This is a genomic window from Stenotrophomonas sp. STEN031, from assembly GCF_056759975.1.
The window spans coordinates 1-22615 of record NZ_JBRREA010000045.1; the positions used below are offsets into that span (position 1 = coordinate 1).

22 protein-coding genes are annotated in these 22615 nt (G+C 65.5%); 15 read left to right on the plus strand and 7 right to left on the minus strand.

Annotated features, from left to right (window positions below; translation table 11 throughout):
• Positions 1-124: 124 nt before the first annotated feature.
• The 3 genes from ACVOLQ_RS16880 to ACVOLQ_RS16890 all read right to left on the minus strand — a co-directional run bounded on the left by ACVOLQ_RS16880 (position 125) and on the right by ACVOLQ_RS16890 (position 1969).
• Positions 125-535, minus strand: coding sequence for an organic hydroperoxide resistance protein (locus ACVOLQ_RS16880; RefSeq protein WP_481528728.1), 411 nt, complete (start codon positions 533-535; stop codon positions 125-127).
• Between the two features lie 116 nt (positions 536-651).
• The gene (locus ACVOLQ_RS16885; RefSeq protein WP_481528729.1) at positions 652-1329 is read right to left on the minus strand and encodes a type 1 glutamine amidotransferase domain-containing protein; all 678 of its coding nucleotides are present in this window, start codon (positions 1327-1329) and stop codon (positions 652-654) included.
• 10 nt (positions 1330-1339) lie between these two features.
• Positions 1340-1969 (minus strand): TetR/AcrR family transcriptional regulator, encoded by a 630-nt coding sequence (locus tag ACVOLQ_RS16890; RefSeq protein WP_481528730.1) that lies wholly within the window; start codon positions 1967-1969, stop codon positions 1340-1342.
• Between the two features lie 586 nt (positions 1970-2555).
• Between ACVOLQ_RS16890 and aroQ the strand changes: the two genes are divergently transcribed.
• The 4 genes from aroQ to accC are packed head-to-tail and all read left to right on the plus strand — an operon-like array spanning position 2556 to position 5336.
• Entirely contained in the window at positions 2556-3002 is a 447-nt protein-coding gene (aroQ, locus tag ACVOLQ_RS16895; protein ID WP_293707546.1) for a type II 3-dehydroquinate dehydratase, read from the plus strand.
• 20 nt (positions 3003-3022) lie between these two features.
• Positions 3023-3427: a lysozyme inhibitor LprI family protein gene (locus ACVOLQ_RS16900; RefSeq protein ID WP_481528742.1), complete on the plus strand. Its 405-nt coding sequence runs from the start codon at positions 3023-3025 to the stop codon at positions 3425-3427.
• Positions 3428-3481: 54 nt separating this feature from the next.
• A complete protein-coding gene (accB, locus tag ACVOLQ_RS16905; RefSeq protein WP_313170818.1) occupies positions 3482-3958 on the plus strand; it encodes an acetyl-CoA carboxylase biotin carboxyl carrier protein in 477 nt (158 codons plus the stop codon).
• Positions 3959-3968: 10 nt separating this feature from the next.
• Positions 3969-5336 carry an acetyl-CoA carboxylase biotin carboxylase subunit gene (accC, locus tag ACVOLQ_RS16910; RefSeq protein ID WP_481528731.1) on the plus strand — a complete coding sequence of 456 codons (1368 nt, stop codon included), beginning with the start codon at positions 3969-3971 and terminating at the stop codon, positions 5334-5336.
• A 377-nt stretch (positions 5337-5713) separates the two neighbouring features.
• Here accC and ACVOLQ_RS16915 read toward each other — a convergent pair whose 3' ends face one another.
• Both ACVOLQ_RS16915 and ACVOLQ_RS16920 read right to left on the minus strand, forming a co-directional pair.
• Positions 5714-6073, minus strand: a complete 360-nt coding sequence (locus tag ACVOLQ_RS16915; protein WP_313170820.1) for a hypothetical protein — start codon at positions 6071-6073, stop codon at positions 5714-5716.
• Positions 6070-7020, minus strand: coding sequence for a hypothetical protein (locus ACVOLQ_RS16920; protein ID WP_481528732.1), 951 nt, complete (start codon positions 7018-7020; stop codon positions 6070-6072). Before ACVOLQ_RS16920 ends, ACVOLQ_RS16915 begins: the two co-directional genes overlap by 4 nt.
• A 146-nt stretch (positions 7021-7166) precedes the next feature.
• On the opposite strand from ACVOLQ_RS16920, the gene prmA reads away from it, so the two are divergent.
• From prmA to purD, 6 genes are all read left to right on the plus strand, one after another.
• A complete protein-coding gene (prmA, locus tag ACVOLQ_RS16925) occupies positions 7167-8081 on the plus strand; it encodes a 50S ribosomal protein L11 methyltransferase (RefSeq protein WP_313170823.1) in 915 nt (304 codons plus the stop codon).
• Positions 8082-8110: 29 nt separating this feature from the next.
• On the plus strand, positions 8111-8983 hold the full coding sequence (locus ACVOLQ_RS16930; RefSeq protein WP_481528733.1) for a DUF3426 domain-containing protein: 873 nt from the start codon (positions 8111-8113) through the stop codon (positions 8981-8983).
• 99 nt (positions 8984-9082) lie between these two features.
• On the plus strand, positions 9083-9355 hold the full coding sequence (fis, locus tag ACVOLQ_RS16935; protein ID WP_057626401.1) for a DNA-binding transcriptional regulator Fis: 273 nt from the start codon (positions 9083-9085) through the stop codon (positions 9353-9355).
• Positions 9356-9620: 265 nt separating this feature from the next.
• Positions 9621-11204, plus strand: a complete 1584-nt coding sequence (gene purH / locus ACVOLQ_RS16940) for a bifunctional phosphoribosylaminoimidazolecarboxamide formyltransferase/IMP cyclohydrolase (protein ID WP_481528734.1) — start codon at positions 9621-9623, stop codon at positions 11202-11204.
• A 22-nt stretch (positions 11205-11226) separates the two neighbouring features.
• Positions 11227-12054: a hypothetical protein gene (locus tag ACVOLQ_RS16945; protein WP_481528735.1), complete on the plus strand. Its 828-nt coding sequence runs from the start codon at positions 11227-11229 to the stop codon at positions 12052-12054.
• A gap of 81 nt (positions 12055-12135) precedes the next feature.
• Complete coding sequence (purD, locus tag ACVOLQ_RS16950) at positions 12136-13422, plus strand: phosphoribosylamine--glycine ligase (protein ID WP_481528736.1); 1287 nt, start codon at positions 12136-12138, stop codon at positions 13420-13422.
• Positions 13423-13617: 195 nt separating this feature from the next.
• On the opposite strand, the gene ACVOLQ_RS16955 is transcribed toward purD, so the two are convergent.
• Positions 13618-14613, minus strand: a complete 996-nt coding sequence (locus ACVOLQ_RS16955) for an aldo/keto reductase (RefSeq protein WP_481528737.1) — start codon at positions 14611-14613, stop codon at positions 13618-13620.
• Between the two features lie 83 nt (positions 14614-14696).
• Between ACVOLQ_RS16955 and ACVOLQ_RS16960 the strand changes: the two genes are divergently transcribed.
• Both ACVOLQ_RS16960 and yccS read left to right on the plus strand, forming a co-directional pair.
• On the plus strand, positions 14697-15614 hold the full coding sequence (locus tag ACVOLQ_RS16960) for a LysR family transcriptional regulator (RefSeq protein ID WP_481528743.1): 918 nt from the start codon (positions 14697-14699) through the stop codon (positions 15612-15614).
• 91 nt (positions 15615-15705) lie between these two features.
• The gene (gene yccS, locus ACVOLQ_RS16965) at positions 15706-17874 is read left to right on the plus strand and encodes a YccS family putative transporter (RefSeq protein ID WP_313170837.1); all 2169 of its coding nucleotides are present in this window, start codon (positions 15706-15708) and stop codon (positions 17872-17874) included.
• Between the two features lie 151 nt (positions 17875-18025).
• Here the strand turns inward: yccS and ACVOLQ_RS16970 are convergent, their stop codons facing one another.
• On the minus strand, positions 18026-19228 hold the full coding sequence (locus ACVOLQ_RS16970) for an MFS transporter (protein WP_481528738.1): 1203 nt from the start codon (positions 19226-19228) through the stop codon (positions 18026-18028).
• A gap of 96 nt (positions 19229-19324) precedes the next feature.
• Between ACVOLQ_RS16970 and ACVOLQ_RS16975 the strand changes: the two genes are divergently transcribed.
• From ACVOLQ_RS16975 to ACVOLQ_RS16985, 3 genes are all read left to right on the plus strand, one after another.
• Complete coding sequence (locus tag ACVOLQ_RS16975) at positions 19325-20197, plus strand: LysR family transcriptional regulator (protein WP_481528739.1); 873 nt, start codon at positions 19325-19327, stop codon at positions 20195-20197.
• Positions 20198-20279: 82 nt separating this feature from the next.
• The gene (locus ACVOLQ_RS16980; RefSeq protein WP_481528740.1) at positions 20280-22169 is read left to right on the plus strand and encodes an MFS transporter; all 1890 of its coding nucleotides are present in this window, start codon (positions 20280-20282) and stop codon (positions 22167-22169) included.
• A 97-nt stretch (positions 22170-22266) separates the two neighbouring features.
• A complete protein-coding gene (locus ACVOLQ_RS16985; protein WP_313170844.1) occupies positions 22267-22599 on the plus strand; it encodes a hypothetical protein in 333 nt (110 codons plus the stop codon).
• Positions 22600-22615 lie beyond the last annotated feature (16 nt).

Consider the following 22615-nt stretch of genomic DNA (forward strand, 5'->3'; position numbering starts at 1 on the left):
GTGTGGCCGGCGGCGCCCCTGGCTTGGTCTGCTGCGGGCCCCGCTTCCCCCGGGCGGCGCAGGGCTAGCACCCCCCCCACCCCCCCCGCCCCACCCCGGTTTTGACCCGGCTTTTGATCTCGAATCAGGCAGCGGTTACGTGCAGCCGAACATCCACATTGCCGCGCGTGGCGTTCGAGTACGGGCAGATCTTGTGCGCGGTTTCGACCAGGCGCTGGGCGTCGGCCTGCTTCAGGCCCTTCACTTCGACGTGCAGGTCGATATCCAGTGCGTAGCCGCCTTCGGCGGTCTGGCCGATGCCGACTTCCACCGAGGTGGCGGTGCCGGCCGGCTGCAACTGCAGCTGCTTGGCGGCTACCGGCAAGGCATTGTCGAAGCAGGCGGCGTAGCCCAGCGCAAACAGCTGTTCGGGGTTGGTGCCGGCCTTGTTGGAGCCCGGCAGTGCCAAGTCGAAGCTGAGGGTGCCGTCGTCCAATGCAGTGCGGCCGGCGCGGCCACCGGTGGCGGTGGCGCGGGTTTTGTAGAAGATCTTCATTGCCGATTCCTTGTAAGGGTGCGTTGGGTACGTCGGTGGAATGCAAGTTCGGGAGTGTTGTTGATCGCGTGTTTCCCGGGTGCGCTTCGCTTACCCGGGCTACGGGGGCATCGGGCTCAGGCCAGTTGTGCGAGCAGCGCCTTGGCCACGGCTTCGGAGCTGGCTGGGTTCTGGCCGGTGACGAGGTGGCCATCGCTCAGTACGTATGGCGCCCAATCCGGGCCCTTGCTGTAGTTGCCGCCGAGGCGGGTGAACTCGTCTTCGATCAGGAACGGCACCACGGCGCTCAGGCCGACGGCGTCTTCTTCGCTGTTGGAGAAACCGGTGACCTTGCGGCCGGCAACCAGCGGCTTGCCGTCGGCAGCGCGTGCGGCGATCAGCGCGCCGGGGGCATGGCAGACCAGACCCAGCGGTTTGTTGGCACGGTCGAAGGTTTCGATCAGCGCAATCGAATCTGCATCGCGGGCCAGATCCCACAGCGGGCCGTGGCCGCCGGGGTAGAACACCGCGTCGAACTTGCTGGCGTCGATCTGCTTCAGCGGCAGTGTTGTGGCCAGCTGCTGCTGTGCATCGCGGTCACTGCGGAAACGGTCGGTGGCCGGGGTCTGTGCATCGGGCTCATCGCTGCGCGGGTCCAGCGGCGGTTGTCCGCCGGCCGGCGATGCGAGGGTGATGGTGACGCCGGCATCCTTGAACACGTAGTACGGGGCGGCGAATTCCTCCAGCCAGAAGCCGGTCTTGTGCCCGGTGTCGCCGAGCTGGTCGTGCGAGGTCAGTACGAACAGAACATTCATGGCAGTGCCTTCAATGGGTGGGGGTGGAAGGTGCGACGGCGTTGCCGCACAACAGCAGGTGTTCGGTGGCTTCGCGTGCCTGTTGCAGTGGCAGGCGGTCCTGGCTGAGCTTGGACAGCAGCGCCGCGCCCAGCCACATCTGGTACAGCACGCGGGCGACATCCAGTGCGGGCTTGCCGTTCGGCAGCGAGCCGTCGGCGCGGCCTTCTTCGACCAGTGCGGCAATGCGTTGCAGCAGGCGCTGCACGCCCTGGTCGAGCACGCGACGCATGTCCTCGGAAAGGTCGGACACCTCGGCGGCCAGCTTCACCACCAGGCACTCCTCGGCCCAGCCCTGCGCCGGATCAGCCGGGTCACGCGCCCAGGCATCCCAGTAGCGCATCAGCCGTTCGCGACCGTTGCCGGGCTCGGCCAGCAGCTGTTCGAGCTTGCACCCGTAGCCGTCTACGTACTGTTGCAGCAGCTCGCAGCCGAACACTTCCTTGGACGCGAAGTAGTGATAGAACGAGCCTTTGGGCACGGCGCAGGCCTTGAGGATTTCCTGCAGGCCGAGGGCGGCAAAGCCCTTCTGCAGGACCAGCCGATAGCCGGCGTCCAGGATGTGCTGGCGGGTGGCCTGGGCTTTGGGGGATAGGTTCATGGGGTGGAGCTTACTTCGAATAGACCGGTCGTCTATTAACGGATGATTACTAGGGAGAAGCAGGCAGATGCAGCCATCCCTTCTCCCGCATACGGGGTTAAGAACAGGCGTTTACGGGCCGTAGGCACGTGACTGTTCGTACGCTCCGCGTGCTACGCGGGGCCGGGGCGCGGAGCGAGGTGCCCCGAAGGGGCGGATGAGGGGAGCTTTGGCTTTGGCTTCATCACCTAAAGCCAGGTGCGGCTGGTTTATCCGCAGATCAACGATTGCTGCTTCGCTCCGCCCTCACCCCAACCCCTCTCCCGCGGGCGGGAGAGGGGCTCTTGTCGTCGCGGGTCTCGGGGAAAGCCCAACTTCGCTCATTTCCTCGCAAGTTCCGCGCATCGCGCAACTGCGTGACTCTGGGTCCGGACCCAACTGGGTGTCCAAGCCGTCATCCGATAGGACCCAAAGGCATTGCCCCACAAGCAGCCCCAGCACAGCTTCAAATTTCAAACAAACGATTAAAACGCAGCTAATTTCGGCGAACTGGACAGCATTCCCCACTTCCCTCACACTGCCGCCCTTCCCCGCCGACCCTTGGCACATGGCAAAACTGCTGGTCCTTCACGGCCCCAACCTCAACCTGCTGGGCACCCGCGAGCCCGACGTCTACGGCCACACCACCTTGGCCCAGATCGACGCTGCGCTGGCCGCACAGGCACAGGCACAAGGGCACCAGAGCGAACACCTGCAGTCCAACGCCGAGCATGTGCTGGTGGACCGGGTGCAGGCTGCGCGTGCCGATGGAACCGCTTTCATCCTGATCAACCCCGCCGCCTTCACCCATACCTCGGTGGCCCTGCGCGATGCGCTGGCCGGGGTGGCGATTCCGTTCATCGAGATCCACCTGTCCAACCCGCATGCGCGCGAGCCGTTCCGCCAGCACAGCTACCTGAGCGACAAGGCGGTGGGCGTGATTTGCGGCTTCGGCGCCGACAGCTACCGCTATGCGATGGACGCCGCACTGGCCCGGGTGGGAGCGGCTGCGTGAACACCCTGCTGCGCATGCTGATGGCTATGGTCATGGCGTGCCTGCCGCTGGCTGCTGCGAATGCGCAGAACCTGGAGCGCGCCGCCGAAGGCATCGACTGCGCGAATGTGACCAGCACGATGGATAGCGACCTGTGCGCATCCGACCGTGCCAGCGATGCCGACGCACTGTTGAACACCACCTACAAGCTGGCCCGCCGCCAACTACAGCAGCAGGCCGCCGATGGCAGCTGCACGCATTGCGGCGCTGCCGAGCAGCAGTTGATCGAGGCACAACGCGCCTGGATCCAGCTGCGCGACAAGGACTGCGCTGCGGTCTACGCCTTCAATGCCGACGGCACATCGCGCAATGGCGCGCAGATGCACTGTCTCACCACCCACGCGCAGGACCGTACCCGGCAACTGCGCGATTTCTACGAACTTTGACCCGGGCGCGCCGCGCCTACTCCTTACTGACTTACTGCAACCAAAGAGGCCCTCATGGATCTGCGCAAAATCAAGAAGCTCATCGACCTGCTGGAAGAGTCGAACCTGGCTGAAATCGAGATCAAGGAAGGCGAAGAATCCGTGCGCCTGTCGCGCAACCCGGTTGGCGGCTACGTTGCCGCACCGGCACCGGTGTATGCCGCTGCCCCGGCTGCTGCCGCCCCGGCCATGCCGATGAGTGGCCCGACCGAAGCCTCCACCGGCGGCACCGCCAAGCCGGGCAATGCCCTGCCGGAAGGCCACGTGCAGCGCGCGCCGATGGTCGGCACCTTCTACGCCTCGTCCTCACCGGACAAGCCGGCCTTCGTCAGCGTCGGCCAGACCGTCAAGGCCGGTGAGACCCTGGCCATCATCGAAGCGATGAAGATGTTCAACCCGATCGAGGCCGAAGTGTCCGGCACCGTGGTGGCCATCCTCGGCGAGAACGGCAGCCCGGTTGAATTCGACCAGCCGCTGTTCGTGATTGCCTGAGGCGCCGGCCATGCTGGATAAAGTCGTCATTGCCAACCGGGGTGAAATCGCGCTGCGCATCCTGCGCGCGTGCCACACCCTGGGCATCCGCACGGTCGCGGTGCACTCCACCGTCGACCGCAACCTCAAGCACGTGGCCATGGCCGATGAATCGGTCTGCATTGGTCCGGCACCGTCGTCGGAAAGCTACCTCAACATCCCGGCGCTGATCGCCGCGGCCGAGGTCACCGATGCCCAGGCCATCCACCCGGGTTACGGCTTCCTCTCCGAGAACGCCGACTTCGCCGAGCGCGTGGAGCAGTCCGGTTTCATTTTCATCGGCCCGCGTGCGGAAACCATCCGCCTGATGGGCGACAAGGTGGAAGCCATCCGCGCGATGAAGGCTGCCGGCGTGCCGTGCGTGCCCGGTTCGGGCGGCCCGCTGGGCGAAGACATCGTCGCCAACACCAAGATCGCCCGTGAGATCGGTTACCCGGTCATCATCAAGGCCTCCGGTGGCGGTGGCGGCCGCGGCATGCGCGTTGTGCATGCCGAAGGCGCGTTGAAGGCCTCCATCGAAACCACCAAGTCCGAAGCCAAGGCAGCATTCGGCAATGGTGAGGTCTACATGGAGAAGTACCTGGAAAATCCGCGTCACGTGGAAATCCAGGTGCTGGCCGACGGCCAGGGCAACGCCATCCACCTGGGTGAGCGCGACTGCTCGATGCAGCGCCGCCACCAGAAGGTGGTGGAAGAAGCACCGGCACCGGGCATCACTGCCGAACTGCGCGAGCAGATCGGCAAGGTCTGCGTGGAAGCCTGCATCCGTATCGGTTACCGCGGCGCCGGCACCTTCGAATTCCTGTTCGAAGACGGCAAGTTCTACTTCATCGAAATGAACACCCGCGTGCAGGTGGAACACCCGGTGACCGAAATGGTGACCGGTATCGACCTTGTAGCCGAACAGCTGCGCATTGCCTCCGGCCAGAAGCTGAGCATCAAGCAGAGCGACGTGGTGCTGCACGGCCACGCGATCGAATGCCGCATCAACGCCGAGGACGCAGAAACCTTCATCCCCAGCCCCGGCCTGATCACCGGCTTCTATCCGCCGGGTGGCCCGGGTGTGCGCGTTGATACGCACATCTACGCCGGCTACAAGGTGCCGCCGAACTATGACTCGATGATCGGCAAGCTGATCGTGCACGGCCCGGACCGCGAAACCGCCATTGCCCGCATGCGGGTGGCGTTGAGCGAGATGGTGGTGGACGGCATCAAGACCAACGTCGCGTTGCAGCAGCGCATCATGCGCGACCAGGGCTTCCAGGCCGGTGGACAGAACATCCACTACCTGGAAAAGCGCCTGGCCGAGCGTAAGACACGTTCGATCGCGTTGACCTGATCGGGGCAGTACCGGTAGTGCCGAGCCATGCTCGGCATGAAGGCCCAAAAGGCTTACCCCTCCCCAACCCTCCCCTTCGCTGCGCGAAAGGGAGGGGGCAGGAATGTAGTGCCGAGCCATGCTCGGCATGAAGGTCCAAGGGCTTATCCCCTCCCCAACCCTCCCCTTGGCTACGCCAAAGGGAGGGAGCAGGAATGTAGTGCCGAGCCATGCTCGGCAGAGGCTTTACCGGTAATGCCCCAGCCCTCACCCCAACCCCTCTCCCGTAAACGGGAGAGGGGCTAGCAGTGCCGAGCATCGCTCGGCACTACAGACGCAAACAGGCACAAAAAAGGCGGGAATCCCCGCCTTTTTTTGTGCCTGCTGGAAACGCCGGTTTACTCGGCTTCCACCACCGTACCCTTGAGCGGCTCGGTGCCCAGCGGCGAGGACGGATCCACCACCGTCACCGTTTCCACCGAACCGTCCGGCCATACGATCTGGAAGCTGCTGCCCGGCTGCAAGGTGTTGAACGGCATGCCGCTCTGCGCGCGGTACACCGCCGCCGCCTGGGTGGCGCCGGCACGGCGCAGGTCCTCGTCGGATTTGACGGTGGTCAGCTTGATCTTGGACAGCGCTCGGTAGCGGTCTTCATAGGTATCGATCAGCACCACGCCGACCGCGCCCGCCGAATAGGCCACGAACAACACGACCCAGATCCAGAATTTTGCACCGTGCATGAAACGTCGGTAGTTCATCGCACACCTCGCTGCGCATTGCGCAAGCTGCTGACCATCTCGTTCATTTTTTCCACACCCTGCCGCGGTACCGCAGCGTCGTAAACGAATGACTCAAAATCCTGCCTGGGATCGCGCGAACAGATCCCACCATTGGCGCAATACGCCACCATCAACGCACTTTCCGGCCCACAGGCCAGGCCCAGCTGGCAGGCAGCCACCTGCCACGCCAACTGGCTGAACTGGGTGCCCGCAACCATGCCCTTGTAGGCGTCGTCCCCGGCCGCTGCGGTGCCCATCGCCCCGGAGATCGCCAGGAAGGCCTCCGGGTCCTGCGAGGACTGCACCCGCTCAACCAATTCACGCCGATACCTGGGGGTTTCGTTCAAGGGCTCTCCCATCGACAGCAGGGCCGCTTCGGCCGCCAGATTGCCGGCCTTGGCCGAGGCCCGGCGCTGCTGCAGCACGCGCGCACGGCCCAGGTCATCGGCAGCGGTGAAACCCGCGCACCCCTGGCGCACCCTGCCACGTGCGGCCAGCATCGCGGAAATCGCATTGAGATCCATGCGCTGCAATGCGGCGCTGTCCAATGCATAACCCGAAGGGTCCATCGCGAACACGCCGCAGTAATCGTAGATGCGGCTCGCCACCCAGCCCGCCTCGGCATTGCCTGCATCCGCGGCTACCTGCAGCTGGTGGGCATAGGCATACAGGTCGCTGCCGTTCTCGAAGGATGCGCGCAGGTCCAGCGGCAGACCCGCAGCAACCGCAGTGGATTGCTCGGGCACAACGGTAGCGGCAGCCAGCAGCGGCGCGGTCACTTCGGCGGCGGTGCCATTGCTGGCCGCCACCACTTCCGCCGTGTCCCCGTGCAGGAAACTGCCGCTGCGAACGCCCAATGCAGCCATCAGCACTGCCGCAGGCAGCACCAATAGATACCAGGGTTTTCTGGCCAGCAACGACAGCATGGGAAGCGGCAGCCCGTTACGCGGTAATAGGTCTGGAATTCTATCAATACCCGTGGCCGGGCCGGATGAATCGGCCAGCTGAACGCGCAATTGGTGCGCGCCTCGTCTAGGATGCGTGCCCTGTCCCGCCGTTGCCGTACGCCGCCATGCCCTTCCTCGAATTGACCCTGCGCTGCTCCGAAGCCACCCAGCCCCGTTACGAGAATGCCCTCGACGACGTCGGCGCGCTGGCGGTGACCATGCTCGACGCCGACGCCGATACCAGCAACGAGCGTGCGATCCTGGAGCCGGGCGTGGGCGAAACCCCGCTGTGGAACGAGCTGACCCTGAGCGCGCTGTTCCCGGCTGATACCAATGCGCTGGCCTTGCTGGCCGCGCTGGAGGCCTTCGATCCGGGCCTGGACTGGACCCACGCCAGCTTCCGCGCCGTGCAGGACGAAGACTGGGAACGCGCCTGGCTGGACCAGTTCCAGCCCATGCAGTTCGGCCAACGCACCTGGATCGTGCCGTGGAACCACGAACTGCCGGAGGCCGCGCAGACCGCTGACGCCGCCATCGTGCGCCTGGACCCGGGCCTTGCGTTCGGCTCGGGCACCCACCCGACCACCGCGCTGTGCCTGCGCTGGCTGGACCAGCTCTCGGCCGAGGGCAAGCTGGCCGGCAACACCGTGCTCGACTTTGGCTGCGGCTCGGGCATCCTCGCCCTGGCCGCGCTGAAGCTGGGTGCCGCCAAGGCGGTGGGCGTGGACAACGATCCGCAGGCCTTGATCGCCACCCACGACAACGGCGAGCGCAATGGCGTGCATATCGCCGCCTACCTGCCGGAAGACGAGCCGGTCGCCACCTACCCGGTGGTGGTGGCCAACATCCTGGCCTCGGCGCTGGACGCCCTGGCCGAACTGCTTGCCGCGCGCGTCGCTGCCGGCGGGCAGATTGCACTGTCCGGCATCCTGCACGGCCAGGAAGGCGAACTGCTGGAGCGTTACGCAACCTGGTTCGACCAGCTTGAAGCCACCCAGGATGGCGACTGGATGCGCATCACCGGCGTGCGCCGTGCTTGAATGGGGCCAGTGCCTCAGCCTGCCCTGCCATGACTGACGAAACCACGCCCACCCAGCCTTCCCTGGCCACCTTCCTGCAAGGCCCCGCCAACACGCCGGCAGCAGACGCGCGCAAGCCGGCTGCGCCGACGAACCTGCCTGCCACCCCGACTGACGACGGCACGCTCATCGCACCGGAGTTGCAGCTGGAGCTGCCGCCCGCAGCGGTGGAACCGATCAAGGCTGAGCCTCACGACGCCCAGCCGGTCGAACAGGAGGCGACTGTTGCAGCGGCAGATAGCAGCGTTGTCAGCGAAGGCATGGGCATCGAAAGTCCGGCCATCGTCCGCGGGCCCGCGGACGAAGACGAAGACGAGGAGGAGGCCGGTCAGGCCGCAGCAGCTGTCGCCCCCAGCTTCGCCCGCGACAACCGCACGCACGCCGCGCCAGCAGCCGACACGCCGCGCTGGCAATGGGGTTTGGTGCTGGCGTTGGCGCTGCTGCTCGGGCTGCAGATCATCATTGCCGACCGCGCCCGGCTGGCCGCCGATGCAGGCACCCGTCCCTTGGTCAGCGGCCTGTGCACGGTGCTGCGTTGCAGCCTGCCGCCATGGCATGAGCCCGGCGCGTTCAGCATGCTCAGCCGCGACATCCGCCCGGTCCCGGGACAGGCAGGCGCATTGCAGGTACAGGCCAGTTTCCGCAACGACGCCCGCTGGGCCCAGGCCTGGCCGGCGTTGCGGCTGTCACTGTCCGACGCCGATGGCCGGGTGATCGGCCGCCGCACGCTGCAGCCGGCCGAATACCTCGGGCCAGCGGCAGATCCGCAGGCAAGACTGGAGCCCGGACAGAGCGCGCAGGTGTCATTCCGGCTGCGCGAGCCGGCCGCGGCCACGGTCGCCTTCAGCTTCGAATTTCAGTAAACGCGGGACAATGGCGTGGCAGGCCGACGGCCCACGCGCTAGACTCCCTCCCCCATGCCGGGCCAACGCGCCCGACCTTGCTGAACCCGGGAACTCTCCTTGAACGCTGCCCCCACCCGTCCTGACACCAGTCGTGGCGCTCCGAAGCCGCCGCTTCGCGAACACGTTGCCCAGTCCGTACGGCGCTACCTGCGCGATCTGGACGGCTGCGACGCCGACGATGTGTACGAGATCGTGCTGCGCGAGATGGAAATCCCGTTGTTCGTGGAAGTGCTCAACCACTGCGAAGGCAACCAGAGCCGCGCCGCGGCGCTGCTGGGCATCCACCGCGCCACCCTGCGCAAGAAGTTGAAGGAATACGGGCTGGCGTAAGCCGCCGGGCTGTCTGTAGTGCCGAGCCATGCTCGGCAGAAGCGTTACCGGTAATCCCCGCCGTCGTACATTGCTGGGAAGGCCCCTTGCCGAGCATGGCTCGGCACTACATGTGCATTGCTGGGAAGGCCCCTGCCGAGCATGGCTCGGCACTACATGTGCATTGCTGGGAAAGCCCCTGCCGAGCATGGCTCGGCACTACACCCTGCTTCTGTGTGACCGCGCGGCTACAATACGGGCCCGCTTCCGCTTCCCCTGCCTCCCCATGTCTTCTGATCTGCTGCCCGTACGCCGGGCTCTGCTGTCCGTTTCCGACAAGACCGGCCTGATCGATCTGGCCCGTGCCCTGGCTGCCCGCAACGTCGAGCTGCTGTCCACCGGCGGCACCGCCAAGGCGATCCGCGAGGCCGGCCTGCCGGTCAAGGACGTGTCCGATGTCACCGGCTTCCCGGAGATGATGGACGGCCGGGTCAAGACCCTGCACCCGATGGTGCACGGCGGCCTGCTCGGCCGCGCCGGCACCGATGACGCGGTGATGGCAGAGCACGGCATCGCCGCGATCGATCTTCTGGTACTGAACTTGTACCCGTTCGAATCGGTCACCGCCAAGGCCGACTGCACGCTCGCCGACGCGGTTGAGAACATCGACATCGGCGGCCCGGCGATGCTGCGCAGCGCGGCCAAGAACTTCGCCCGCGTCGCCGTGGCGACCAGCCCGGACCAGTACGACGCACTGCTGGCCGAACTGGCCAGCAACGACGGCAAGCTGTCGGCGGCCAAGCGCTTTGAACTGTCGGTGGCCGCGTTCAACCGCGTCGCCCAGTACGACGCGGCGATCAGCAACTATCTGTCGGCCGTGACCGACACCAGCGCTGCGGTGCCGGTGCGCAATGAATACCCGGCACAGATGAATTCCTCCTTCATCAAGGTCATGGACCTGCGCTACGGCGAGAATCCGCACCAGAGCGGCGTGTTCTACCGCGACCTGTACCCGGTGCCGGGCACCCTGGCCACCTTCGTGCAGCTGCAGGGCAAGGAACTGAGCTACAACAACCTGGCCGACGCTGACGCCGCCTGGGAATGCGTGCGCCAGTTCGACGTGCCAGCCTGCGTCATCGTCAAGCACGCCAACCCGTGCGGCGTGGCCGTGGCTGCCGATGTCGGCGCCGCCTACGAGATGGCCTACAACACCGACCCGACCAGCGCCTTTGGCGGCATCCTCGCCTTCAACCGCACGCTGGACGCGGCAACCGCCAAGGCCATCCTCGACCGCCAGTTCGTCGAAGTGCTGATCGCACCGGATTACGAGCCGGCCGCATTGGATTACGCCACCAAGAAGGCCAATGTGCGCGTGCTGCGCATCCCGGCCGGCGATGCCCGCAACAACTACGACACCAAGCGCATCGGTTCGGGCCTGCTGGTGCAGAGCGCCGACAACCGCGGCATGCGCGCCGACGAACTGAAGACCGTCACCCAGCGCGCGCCGACGGCGGCCGAGCTGCGCGACCTGCTGTTCGCCTGGCGCGTGGCCAAGTACGTCAAGTCCAACGCGATTGTCTACGCCAAGGACGAGCGCACCATCGGTGTTGGCGCCGGCCAGATGAGCCGCGTCTACTCCGCCCGCATCGCCGGCATCAAGGCGGCGGATGCTGGCCTGGTGGTGCCGGGCTCGGTGATGGCATCGGATGCGTTCTTCCCGTTCCGCGACGGCCTGGACGCCGCCGCCGAAGCCGGCATCACCGCGGTGATCCAGCCGGGTGGGTCGATGCGTGACAACGAAGTGATCGCCGCCGCCGACGAACATGGCATCGCCATGGTGTTCACCGGCGTACGCCACTTCCGTCACTGATTCCGTCACAGAGAGCTGGCACATGGCGACCAGGGTTTTCCCGCGTTTGATTTCCCTGCTCGCCGTCGCCCTGCTGGCCGCGTGCCAGCAGGGCACGCCCGCACAGAGCAACGCTCCGGCAGCAAAGCCGAAGCTCAGCTACGAGGCTGGGGTGATGGCGGTACTGCAGGAGCGCTATGGCAGCGCCGTGCAATTGCAGGGGCAATGGGCGCAGCAACTGAGTGATGCCGATCTCGGGCAGGCCCGCCCGGTACATCGCGACATCTGCGCCGACCAGAGCATCAGCGTGCAGAACGGCAACTACCGCATGCTGGCAATCTGCACCCACTATGACGACGCCAGCCCGATTGAACTGGGCAGCACCGATTTCATCGTCCTGCAACGCGCCGCCGACGACGGCGTCAGCGTTGCTGCCGAACTGCTCGGCCAGGGCAGCGGCACCGGCGGCAAACCGGGCACTGTCACGATCCTGCAGATGGGTGCCGATGCCTGGGGTTTCCAGGTCGACGACGAACTGGTGGTAGTCGGCGCAGCAATGCGCAACCGCGCCTGGTACGTGTTCGATGGCGGCAAGACCTTGTCCAGCGCAGGCTGGCTGCGCAGCCATCTGGATGATCGCAACGCCATCGACTGCAATGCCTCCGGCAACTGTTCGCATGGCCGCCTGGACCTGAACTTCGACGCGACACCCGACAACAGCCAGCCGCAGCTCGCCAATTGGCCGCTGCGCGTGCAGGAGAAAGGCCGGGGCTGCGCGGGGGCTGCCAACAAGACCCACAGCATCGCCTACGACAGCGCGCAGGCGCGCTACCTGATTCCGCCGAGCATGCAGATCGAAAGCTGCGATTGATGCGCAAGGCGCGCACATCGCCCGCACGCACTGCACTCCACCCCTGAGCTTTTCCGCCCCCTCCCCACAGGAACCGACACCATGAAACTCCTCGTCATCGGCTCTGGCGGCCGCGAACACGCACTGGCCTGGAAGCTGGCGCAATCACCGCGCGTCAGCGAAATCATCGTCGCCCCCGGCAACGCCGGCACCGCCACCGAAGGCAAGTGCCGCAATGTCGCGATCAAGGTCACCGACATCGAGGGCCTGCTGAAACTGGCGCAGGACGAGGCCGTGGGCCTGACCGTGGTAGGCCCGGAAGTGCCGCTGGTGTTGGGCGTGGTCGACCGTTTCCGCCAGGCCGGCCTGCGCATCTTCGGGCCGACCGCGGCCGCCGCGCAGTTGGAAGGGAGCAAGGCCTTTGCCAAGGACTTCCTTGCCCGCCACGGTATTCCCACCGCGTACTACGCCGTGCATACCGAAGTGGATTCCGCGCTGGCCTACCTGCATGAGAAGGGCGCGCCCATCGTGATCAAGGCCGACGGGCTTGCCGCTGGCAAGGGCGTGATCGTGGCGATGACGATGGAAGAAGCCGAAGCCGCCGTGCACGACATGCTCAGCGGCAATGCCTTCGGCGATGCCGGTGCACGCGTGGTGATCGAGGAGTTCCTCGAAGGCGAGGAAGCCAGCTTCATCTCGATGGTCGACGGCCGCATCGCGCTGCCGATGGCCACCAGCCAGGACCACAAGCGCGTGGGTGATGGTGATACCGGCCCCAATACCGGCGGCATGGGCGCTTATTCGCCAGCACCGGTGGTGACCCCGGACGTGCATGCCCGGGTGATGCGCGAGGTGGTGAAGCCGACCGTGGCCGGCATGATCGCCGACGGCGTGCCGTTTACCGGCTTCCTCTATGCCGGCCTGATGATCGATGCCAGCGGCGCGCCCAAGGTGATCGAGTTCAACGTGCGCTTTGGCGACCCGGAAACCCAGCCGGTGATGCTGCGCCTGCAGTCGGATCTGGTGGATCTGGTCGAAGCCGCCATTGATGGCGCACTGGCTGGTGTGGAAGCGCAGTGGGACCCGCGTCCGTCGCTCGGTGTCGTGCTGGCCGCCAAGCCCTACCCGGAAACCCCGATCACCGGTGATGTGATCAGCGGCCTGGGCGATGTGCCGGCCAGTGCCAAGGTATTCCATGCGGGTACGGCATTGGACGCTGATGGCAACGTGGTCAGCGCCGGTGGCCGTGTGTTGTGTGTTGCTGCGCTGGGAGACAGCGTTGATGATGCGCAGAAGCATGCGTATGCCGGTGTCGCGAAGATTCACTGGGCCAATGAGTTCCACCGCAACGACATCGGCTGGCGCGCGATCGCGCGCGAGCAGCAGTAAGCACTGTAGTGCCGAGCCATGCTCGGCAATGGGCTCTACCGGCGATGCCGTAGAAGCTACCCCTCCCCAACCCTCCCCTGCACTTCGTGCAAGGGAGGGAGCAAAAATGTAGTGCCGAGCCATGCTCGGCAGAGGGCGTTATTGGGAAATCCCCAGCCGAGCATGGCTCGGCTCTACAGTTGAAGCCTGTTCGTTCTACCGATGCACGCTGCCAATGCTCGCCGCCGGATAACGCAGGCCCGCCGCTGCATCCACCGGGAACACTGCGTCGATCCGCGCCAGGTCCTCGGCACCCAACACCACCTCCAGCGCACCCAGGTTCTCCTCCAGATACGGCAAACGCTTGGTGCCCGGAATCGGCACCAGGTCATCGCCCTGCGCCAACACCCAGGCCAACGCCAACTGCCCCGGCGTCACGCCCTTGTCGGCAGCAATCGCATTGACCTGCTCAACCAAAGCCAGATTCCTATCGAAGTTCTCGCCCTGGAAGCGCGGCGAGTTGCGGCGGTAATCACCGTCCTCGAAATCGGCTGGGCTGCGGATCGCACCCGTCAGGAAGCCACGGCCCAGCGGCGAGTACGGCACGAAACCAATACCCAACTCACGCACCGTCGCCAGCACATCGTTCTGCTCCGGCTCGCGCGACCACAGCGAGTACTCGGTCTGCAGCGCGGTGATCGGATGCACCGCATGCGCGCGGCGGATGGTTTCCGGCGCGGCCTCGGACAAGCCCAGGTAACGCACCTTGCCCTGCTCGACCAGCCGCGCCATCGCCCCCACCGTGTCCTCGATCGGCACCTGCGGATCAACACGGTGCTGGTAATACAGATCGATGTGATCCACGCCAAGCCGCTGCAGGCTGGCCTCACAGGCGGCCTGCACATATTCCGGGCGACCATCCACACCACGCGCCTGCGGGTCCTTGGCGTCCAGCCGCACGCCGAACTTGGTGGCAAGGAACACCTGCGCGCGACGGTCGGCAATCGCCTTGCCCACCAGCACCTCGTTGGTATGCGGGCCGTACATGTCGGCGGTATCCAGCAGCGTCACGCCGCGCTCCAGCGCGCGGTGGATCACCGCAATCGAGGCCGCATCATCGCCGCGGCCACCATAGAACGCACTCATGCCCATGCAGCCCAGGCCAAGTGCGGAAACAACAGGACCATTGCGGCCCAGAACTCGGGTTTTCATCGGCGACTCCAACGGGGGAAAGGATGGAGGCAACTGTAGGCCCTCGCCACTATGTCGATAAAGGCGGATACTCCGCATTGACCATGAAGCCTGACTTCACAGTAGATCCCGCCCTGTTGCCGGCTCTGGCAGCCTTCGCCTGCGTGGCCAGGCATGCCAGCTTCCGCCAGGCAGCGATCGAGCTGGCGGTCTCGCCGTCGGCCTTGTCGCAGACCATCCGCAACCTGGAGCGCCGGCTCGGCACCCGTCTGCTACAACGAACCACCCGCCGGGTTGGCCTGACCGAGGCAGGCCAGCGTCTGTTGCTGGACACCGCGCCGGCGCTGGCCCGGATCGGGGAGGCCCTGCATGCGGTGGAAGCCAACCGCGATGTGGCGACTGGGCAGTTGCGCATCACCGCGCCGCGTTTCGCCATCGAGTACCTGCTGCTGCCACACCTGCCCGCCTTCCACGCCGCCTACCCGCAGGTGGAAGTGGAGCTGTCGATGCAGGCGGCGCTGATCGATGTGGTCGGCGAGGGCTTCGATGCCGGCATCCGCCTGGGCGAGGCGCTGGCCGATGGCATGATCGCGGTGCCGTTGGGGCCACCCATGCGCTGGACCGTGGTCGCCGCGCCGGCGTATCTGCAGCGGCATGGCACACCGCAAACACCGGAAGAACTGATCGGCCATGCCTGCATCCGTCACCGCAACAGCAATGGCCGGGTGATGCCCTGGGAGTTCAGCCGTGATCACCGCGACTTCACCCTCGATGTCAGCGGGCCTCTGCTGCTCAACGACAGCACGCTGGCCTTGCAGGCAGCGCGCGACGGGCTTGGCCTGCTGCAGATATTCGAAGCCATCGCCCGCGCCGACATCGACGCGGGTCGCGTGCATGGACTGCTCGATGACTGGCAACCGCCCTATCCCGGCTTCCATCTCTATTACCCATCGCGCGAACAACTGGCACCCAAGCTGCGCGTGTTCCTCGATTTCATGCGCGCGGCCAATACCGCAGGCTGAGCCCTGCACACTTGCAGACGGTTCGCGCTTGCCTGCATCGCCACGGCACCGCAAGCTGACAACCTGATCCCCGCGAGTCCACGCTTCCGGCATGCGCCGCCTCGACCGTCACCTCGGCCAACTCTGGGCCCACGAAAAAGCCAGCTACGGGTTGCGCGTGTTCATCGCCCTCACCGCCGCCATCGCTTATGGCTGGTACGACGGCCACATCGAAGCCATCCCCGGCCTGTTCCTGGGCATCATCGCCAGCGCCATCGCCGAGACCGATGACAACTGGTGGGGCCGTACAAAATCCGTGCTGTTGTCGTTGCTGTGCTTTGCCGCTGCTGCGGCGGCGGTCATCGCGCTCTTCCCCTACCCGGTTCCCTTCATCAGCGCGTTGGCACTGACCGCCTTCGGCCTGACCCTGCTCGGCGCGCTGGGCGAGCGCTATGCCTCCATCGGCCAGGCCACAGTGACGCTGGCGATCTACGCGATGATCGCGATGGACCAGCACCACAACGTCAGCCAGCAACAGGCGCTGCGCGAGGTGGTCCCGCTGCTGGTTGGCGCCGCCTGGTACGGCCTGCTGTCGATCCTGTGGACGGCGATGTTCGCCAACCGCCCGGTGCGCGAACGGCTGGCGCGGCTGTTCTTCGAGCTCGGCCATTACCTGCAGCTCAAGGCCGACCTGTTCGAGCCGGTGCGGCACGGCAATCTGGAAGCACGCCGCCTGGCGCTGGCTGAGCAGAACGTGCGCGTGGTGCAGGCACTGAACATCGCCAAGACCGCCATCCTCAGTCGCTTCGGCCGCTCCGGCCGGCCCGGCGTGCAGTCAGGCCTGTACTTCCGCCTGTATTACATGGCGCAGGACTTCCACGAGCGCGCCAGCTCCTCGCACTATCCGTATGAAGCCCTGGCCGAGGCCTTCTTCCACAGCGACGTGCTGTTCCGCTGTCGGCGCCTGCTGTCACTGCAGGGCAAGGCCTGCCAGACGCTGGGCGAGGCCATCCGCCTGCGTCAGCCCTTCGACTATGGCGAACGCACCCGCGTCGCCGGCCAGGACCTGCAGTCTTCCCTGCAGTACCTGCGTGAACAGCGCAATCCGCAGTGGACGCGCCTGCTCGGCTCGCTGCAGCTACTGGCCGCCAACCTGACCAGCATCGAGCGGCAGTTGTCCGAAGCCGCATTGGCGGATACCCCGCTGGAAGGCATCGACACCCGCCTGCGCGATTCCTCGCCGCACACCCTGCGCGAAATGGGCACCCGCCTGCGCCAGGCGCTGACGCCAGGCTCGCTGCTGTTCCGCCACGGCGTGCGCATCGGCCTGGCACTGATTGCCGGCTATGCCCTGCTGAAGCTGGTGCACCCGGAGAACGGTTACTGGATCCTGCTGACCATCGTCTTCGTCTGCCGGCCCAACTTTGGCGCCACCCGCCTGCGACTGGTGCAACGTATCGCCGGCACCCTGCTCGGCCTGGGCGTGACCTGGGCATTGATGCAGCTGTTCCCCGGCACCGGCCTGCAACTGTTGCTGGCTCTGGCGGCAGCGCTGCTGTTCTTCATCACCCGCACCGACCGCTACCTGCTGGCCACCGCCGCGATCACGGTGATGGCGCTGCTGTGCTTCAACCTGATCGGCAATGGTTTCGTGCTGATCTGGCCGCGCTTCCTCGACACCTTGATCGGCTGCGTGATCGCCGCCATCGCCTCGCTGCTGATCCTGCCCGACTGGGAAGGCCGGCGCCTGCACAAGGTGATGGCACAGGTGATCGCCACCAGCACCGCCTACCTGGATGAAGTGCTGGGCCAGTACCGCAGCGGCATGCGCGACGACCTGCCCTACCGCATCGCCCGCCGCGACATGCACAACGCCGACGTCGCCCTATCGGTGGCGTTGGCGAACATGCTGCGTGAGCCGGGTTATGCACGCGGCAATCTGGATGCGGGCTTCCGCTTCCTCGCCCTGTCCAACACCTTGCTGGGCTATCTGTCGGCGCTGGGTGCGCATCGTGCGCAGGCGGATGCAGTCAATGAAGATGCCCTGGTTGCAGGTGGGCATCGGCAGCTGCAGCAGTCCTTGGCTGCATTGTCTGAAGCCTTGGGCAGACGCCAGCCAGCGGACCCGCAGGAAGACGAGATCGCACTGGCAGATGCGCTGGAGCAGATGCCGGATGAGATCGATGAGAAGTCGCGACTGGTGCGTACCCAGCTGGCCTTGATGCTGCGACTGTTGCCGAAGCTGAGGGCGTCGGCGGAAGAAGCGATGTCGCCGGCCTAGTTGCTGTTACCCCCTCCCTTGCGCGGAGCGCAGGGGAGGGTTGGGGAGGGGTGCCGTTGATTCTGCCTTTGGCGTTACCACCAGGAATGCTCCTCTTGCCGCGCTCAAATCGTGAGCAACCCGCAAGCGGAGCCATCACCAGCTTCGCGGCTCACGCCGCTCCTACAGCAGCACGACGCACCGGCATGAAATACACCAGCAGGCCGATCACCGCGAACACGCCGCCCAGCGCGCAGACGCCGTTCCAGCCATAGCGCGTCCAGGCCATCGTGCTCAGTACCGAACCACTGGCACCGCCGATGAAATAGCAGGTCATATAGGCCGAGGTAATACGGCTGCGGGCGCTCTCATCCAGCTGGTAGATCACGCTCTGGTTGTTGATATGCACCGCCTGCACGGCAATATCCAGCAACAGCACGCCCACGATCAGCGCCGCCAGCGACACCGGCGCGAACGCCAGCAACAACCACGACAGCAGCATCATCAGCAGGCCGCCAAACGCCACCATGCGGCCATGACCGCGATCGCTGAGCTTGCCGGCACTGCTGGCCGCCAAGGCACCGGCCGCGCCGATCAGGCCAAACAGGCCGATGGTGGCAATCGAATACCCATAAGCCGGACCGGATAATAGAAAGGCCAGCGGCGTCCAGAACACGCTGAAGCCGGCAAACAGCAAGCCACCCAGCACTGAGCGCTGGCGCAGCAAGGGCTCATCACGCAGCAAGGCCAGCACCGAACCGATCAGGCGCGGATAGGACAGGCTGGCACTTGGCTGATGCGCCGGCAGCAAGCGTGCCAGCACCACCGCCAGCACCAGCAAGGCAACGCAGGCCACCCAGTAAATGGTGTGCCAGGAACCCAGCCCGGCCAGTACGCCGGAGGCAGTGCGCGCCAACAGGATGCCCAACAGCAGGCCAGCCATGATCGTGCCCACCACCCTGCCCCGATGTTCCGGCTCGGCCAGACCCGCCGCATGCGCCACGATGACCTGCGCTGCCACCGCACTGAGGCCGGACAGGGCGGTGCCTGCCAGCAGCTGCACGAAATGGGTCGCGGTGGCGCTGATCGCCAGGCCCACCGCCGCCAGCACGAACAGGGCGACGATCAGTCGGCGGCGTTCCAGCCGGTCACCCAGCGGCACGATCAACAACAGGCCGGCGGCATAAGCCAGCTGCGCCACCGTCACCACCCAGCCCGCCGCGTCGGCGCCGATCCGGAATGCCTCGGCCAGGATCTGCAGCAAGGGCTGCGCGTAGTAGTTGCCGGCCACGATCAGGCCGGTGGCGGCAGCCAGCAGCAGGACCTGGGCCTGGCTCAAGGGGCGATGGGGCGAGTGGGAGACGGGGGTATTCATGGGGAGGCCACGGCGGGAACTGCGGTAAGTCTGGGCCGCCGCCATCAATGACGCCAATGTATTGTTTTCATCCCATCCATCTGTTTCAGTGATGGCATGTTCACCCTGCGCCAGCTCGAATTCGCCGTCGCCGTGGCCGAGGAAGGTGGCTTCACCGCCGCGGCCAGCCGCTGCCACACCGTGCAATCGGCACTGAGCCACCAGATCGCACGGCTGGAGGATGCCTTCGGCACGCGCCTGTTCGAGCGCAGCCACCGGCGGGTACGACCCACCGCTGCCGGCGAGGTATTCCTGCACAACGCCCGGCTGACCCTGCAGGCCGCCGCACGCCTGCAGGAGGAAATGGCACTGACTCTGGGCACGGTGCGTGGCCGCATCAACATCGGCCAGATCACCTCGCTCAATGTGGTGGATGTCCCTGCCTTGCTGGCAGCGTTCCGGGCCGCCCATCCTGCGGTGGAGGTCCACCTGAAGGCCGGCATGAGCGATCTGCTGCTGGCCGAAGTGGAAGCCGGCAACCTGGACGTGGCGCTGGTCGGGGTGGGTCCACAGATCACCCTGCCGCCGCAGCACCGCCTGTTGCATGAGGAAGGTCTGTCGCTGGTAATGCCAACCGATCATCCGCTGGCCAGTCTCACGGCTATCCCGTTGCAGGCGCTGCAAGGCCTGCCCTTGGCGGCGCTGGTACCCGGCGCCGGCGTGCGACGCATGCTGGATGACGCCCTGCGCGAACGCGGCGTCCAGGCCCAGTTGCAATACGAGGTCACCCACAGCGAGTTGCAACAGCAACTGGTCGCCGCCGGCCTGGCGGTGGCGGTGGTTCCCGACAGCATGGCCGCACGCATGCAGCGCACGCTCGTACGGCCCTTGGTCGAACCATTCCGCTTCCGTACCTGCGCGATATGGCGGGCCGACCCCACCCCGGCCGCGCGCGCCTTGTTGGACCTGCTGCCTGCGGGCCCGGCCTGAGAGGCTTCTGCAATACGCGCGCGGCTTGATCAATAGCGACATGCGGTTCTGCTAATGTGCCGCGCAGCACCGAGGAGTCACGATGTCCGGCCACAACCAGTTCGCCCTGCTCACGCAGCGCCGCTTCCTCCCGTTCTTCATCGTCCAGGCGCTGGGCGCCTTCAACGACAACATCTACCGCCAGGCGATCATCGGCCTGCTGTTCTACCTGGGCGTCAGCAGCGAAGAACGCACGCTGTATACCAACCTGGCGCCGGCACTGTTCATCCTGCCCTATTTCCTGTTCTCGGCACTTGCCGGACAGATCGCCGAGAAGCTGGAAAAGCAGAAGCTCATCGTCATCACCACCACCATGGAGATCGTGGTGATGTCACTGGCGGCGGTCGGCTTCCTTACCCAGAACATGCCGGTGCTGCTGGTGGCGCTGTTCTGCACCGGCCTGCAGTCCACCCTGTTCGGCCCGGTCAAATACTCGGTGCTGCCGTCCATCCTCAAGCCCGAGGAACTGACCGGTGGCAACGGACTGGTGGAAATGGGCACGTCCATCTCCATCCTCACCGGCATGATTGCCGGCGGCATGATCTTTGCGCTGGCGGGCACCCATGGGCCAATCGTCGCTGCGGTTGCCATCATCGCGCTGGCGCTGATCGGCAACTTCACCGCCCGCATGATCCCGCGCGTGGATGCCGGCGCACCGGGTCTGAAGATCAACTGGAACCCGATCAGCGAATCACTGGCGGTGCTGCGCCTGGCCAAGAAGCAGAAGGCGGTACGCAATGCCATCCTCGGGGTGTCGTGGTTCTGGTTCTTTGGCACCGTGCTCACCTCGCAGCTGCCGACCTATGCGGTGGTCAATCTGGGCGGCGACGAGGTGCTGTACATCTTCGCGCTGGCGCTGTTTTCGCTGGGCACCGGCGTCGGCTCACTGCTGTGCGAGAAGCTGTCCGGACGCATCGTCGAGATCGGCCTGGTGCCACTGGGTGCATTTGGAATGAGCGCCTTCCTGCTCGATCTGTACTTCGCCCGTACCGGTGCGGTGACCGTATCGGGCCTGGACGTTGCCGGCTTCGTCCAACAGCCCGGCAGCTGGCGCATCATCATCGACCTGCTCGGCATCGGCCTGTTCACCGGCTTCTTCGTGGTGCCGTTGTTCGCGCTGATCCAGAGCCGCACACCGAAATCGGAAATGTCGCGGGTGTTCGCCGCGCTGAACATCCAGAACTCCGGCTTCATCGTGCTGGCCGCCGTCCTCGGCCTGCTCAGCCAGCGCCTGCTGGGCTGGACCATCCCGCAGGTGTTCCTGGCACTTGCCATCGCCAACATCGTGGTCGCGGTCTACATCTTCAGCATCGTGCCCGAGTTCCTGATGCGCTTCCTGAGCTGGGTGATGGTGCGCACCCTGTACCGGTTGCGGGTCAAGGGCGTGGAAGACAATGTGCCCGATGAAGGCGCCGCGCTGATCGTCTGCAACCACGTCAGCTACATGGATGCGCTGATCCTGTCGGCGGTGATCCCGCGTCCGGCCCGCTTCGTCATGTATTACCGGATCTTCAACATCCCGGTGATGCGCTGGATCTTCAAGACCGCCAAGGCCATTCCCATCGCCAGCCCCAAGGAAGATGCCGCACTGATGCAGCGCGCCTTCGATGAGGTGGATGCGGCACTGGCCGAGGGCGAGCTGGTCTGCATCTTTCCCGAAGGTGCCCTGACCAAGGATGGCGAGATTGCCGCCTTCAAGTCGGGGGTGGAGAAGATCCTGGCGCGGCGTCCGGTGCCGGTAGTGCCGATGGCACTGAAGGGCATGTGGTCCAGCATGTGGAGCCGCCGTGACAGCCGGCTGGGACAGATGCGGGTACCGCGCCGCTTCCGCGCACACATCGAGGTTGTCGCCGGACCACCGGTCGATGGCGGCCAAACCGATGCCCCACAACTCGAATTACTGGTCCGCAAGCTGCGTGGTGATGAAGCTTAAGTAGGCAAGACCACTTTCCAGAAATAGGACAAGTGGCTAGGCTAGCGCCCTATGTGTCTGCCGGGGACCGCGGCACAGCTCAGGAGCAAGGGGATATATGGACAACGCTACGCCAACACTGCCAGCTGTACCCCCTGCGCCGCCCTCCGCGCCGCAGCAGGTACACCACTACTATCATCCGCAGAAATCCGGCGGGATAGCAGCGTTGCTGGAAGTGCTGCCGGGGTTTTTCCAGGTTTTCGGTATTGGTCATCTGTACGCGGGCAACGTCGCCACCGGGCTGATCATCATGTTCGGCTACTGGGCGCTGTCGTTCGTCAACTTTCTGCTGTGTTTTGTCTTCATCGGTTTCATCACGTGGCCGCTATGCTGGGTTGCCACAATGATCATCTCGTCGCTGACTGCGGCGAATGCCTGCAAGTCACGCTGATTTTTCAACAAGGAGT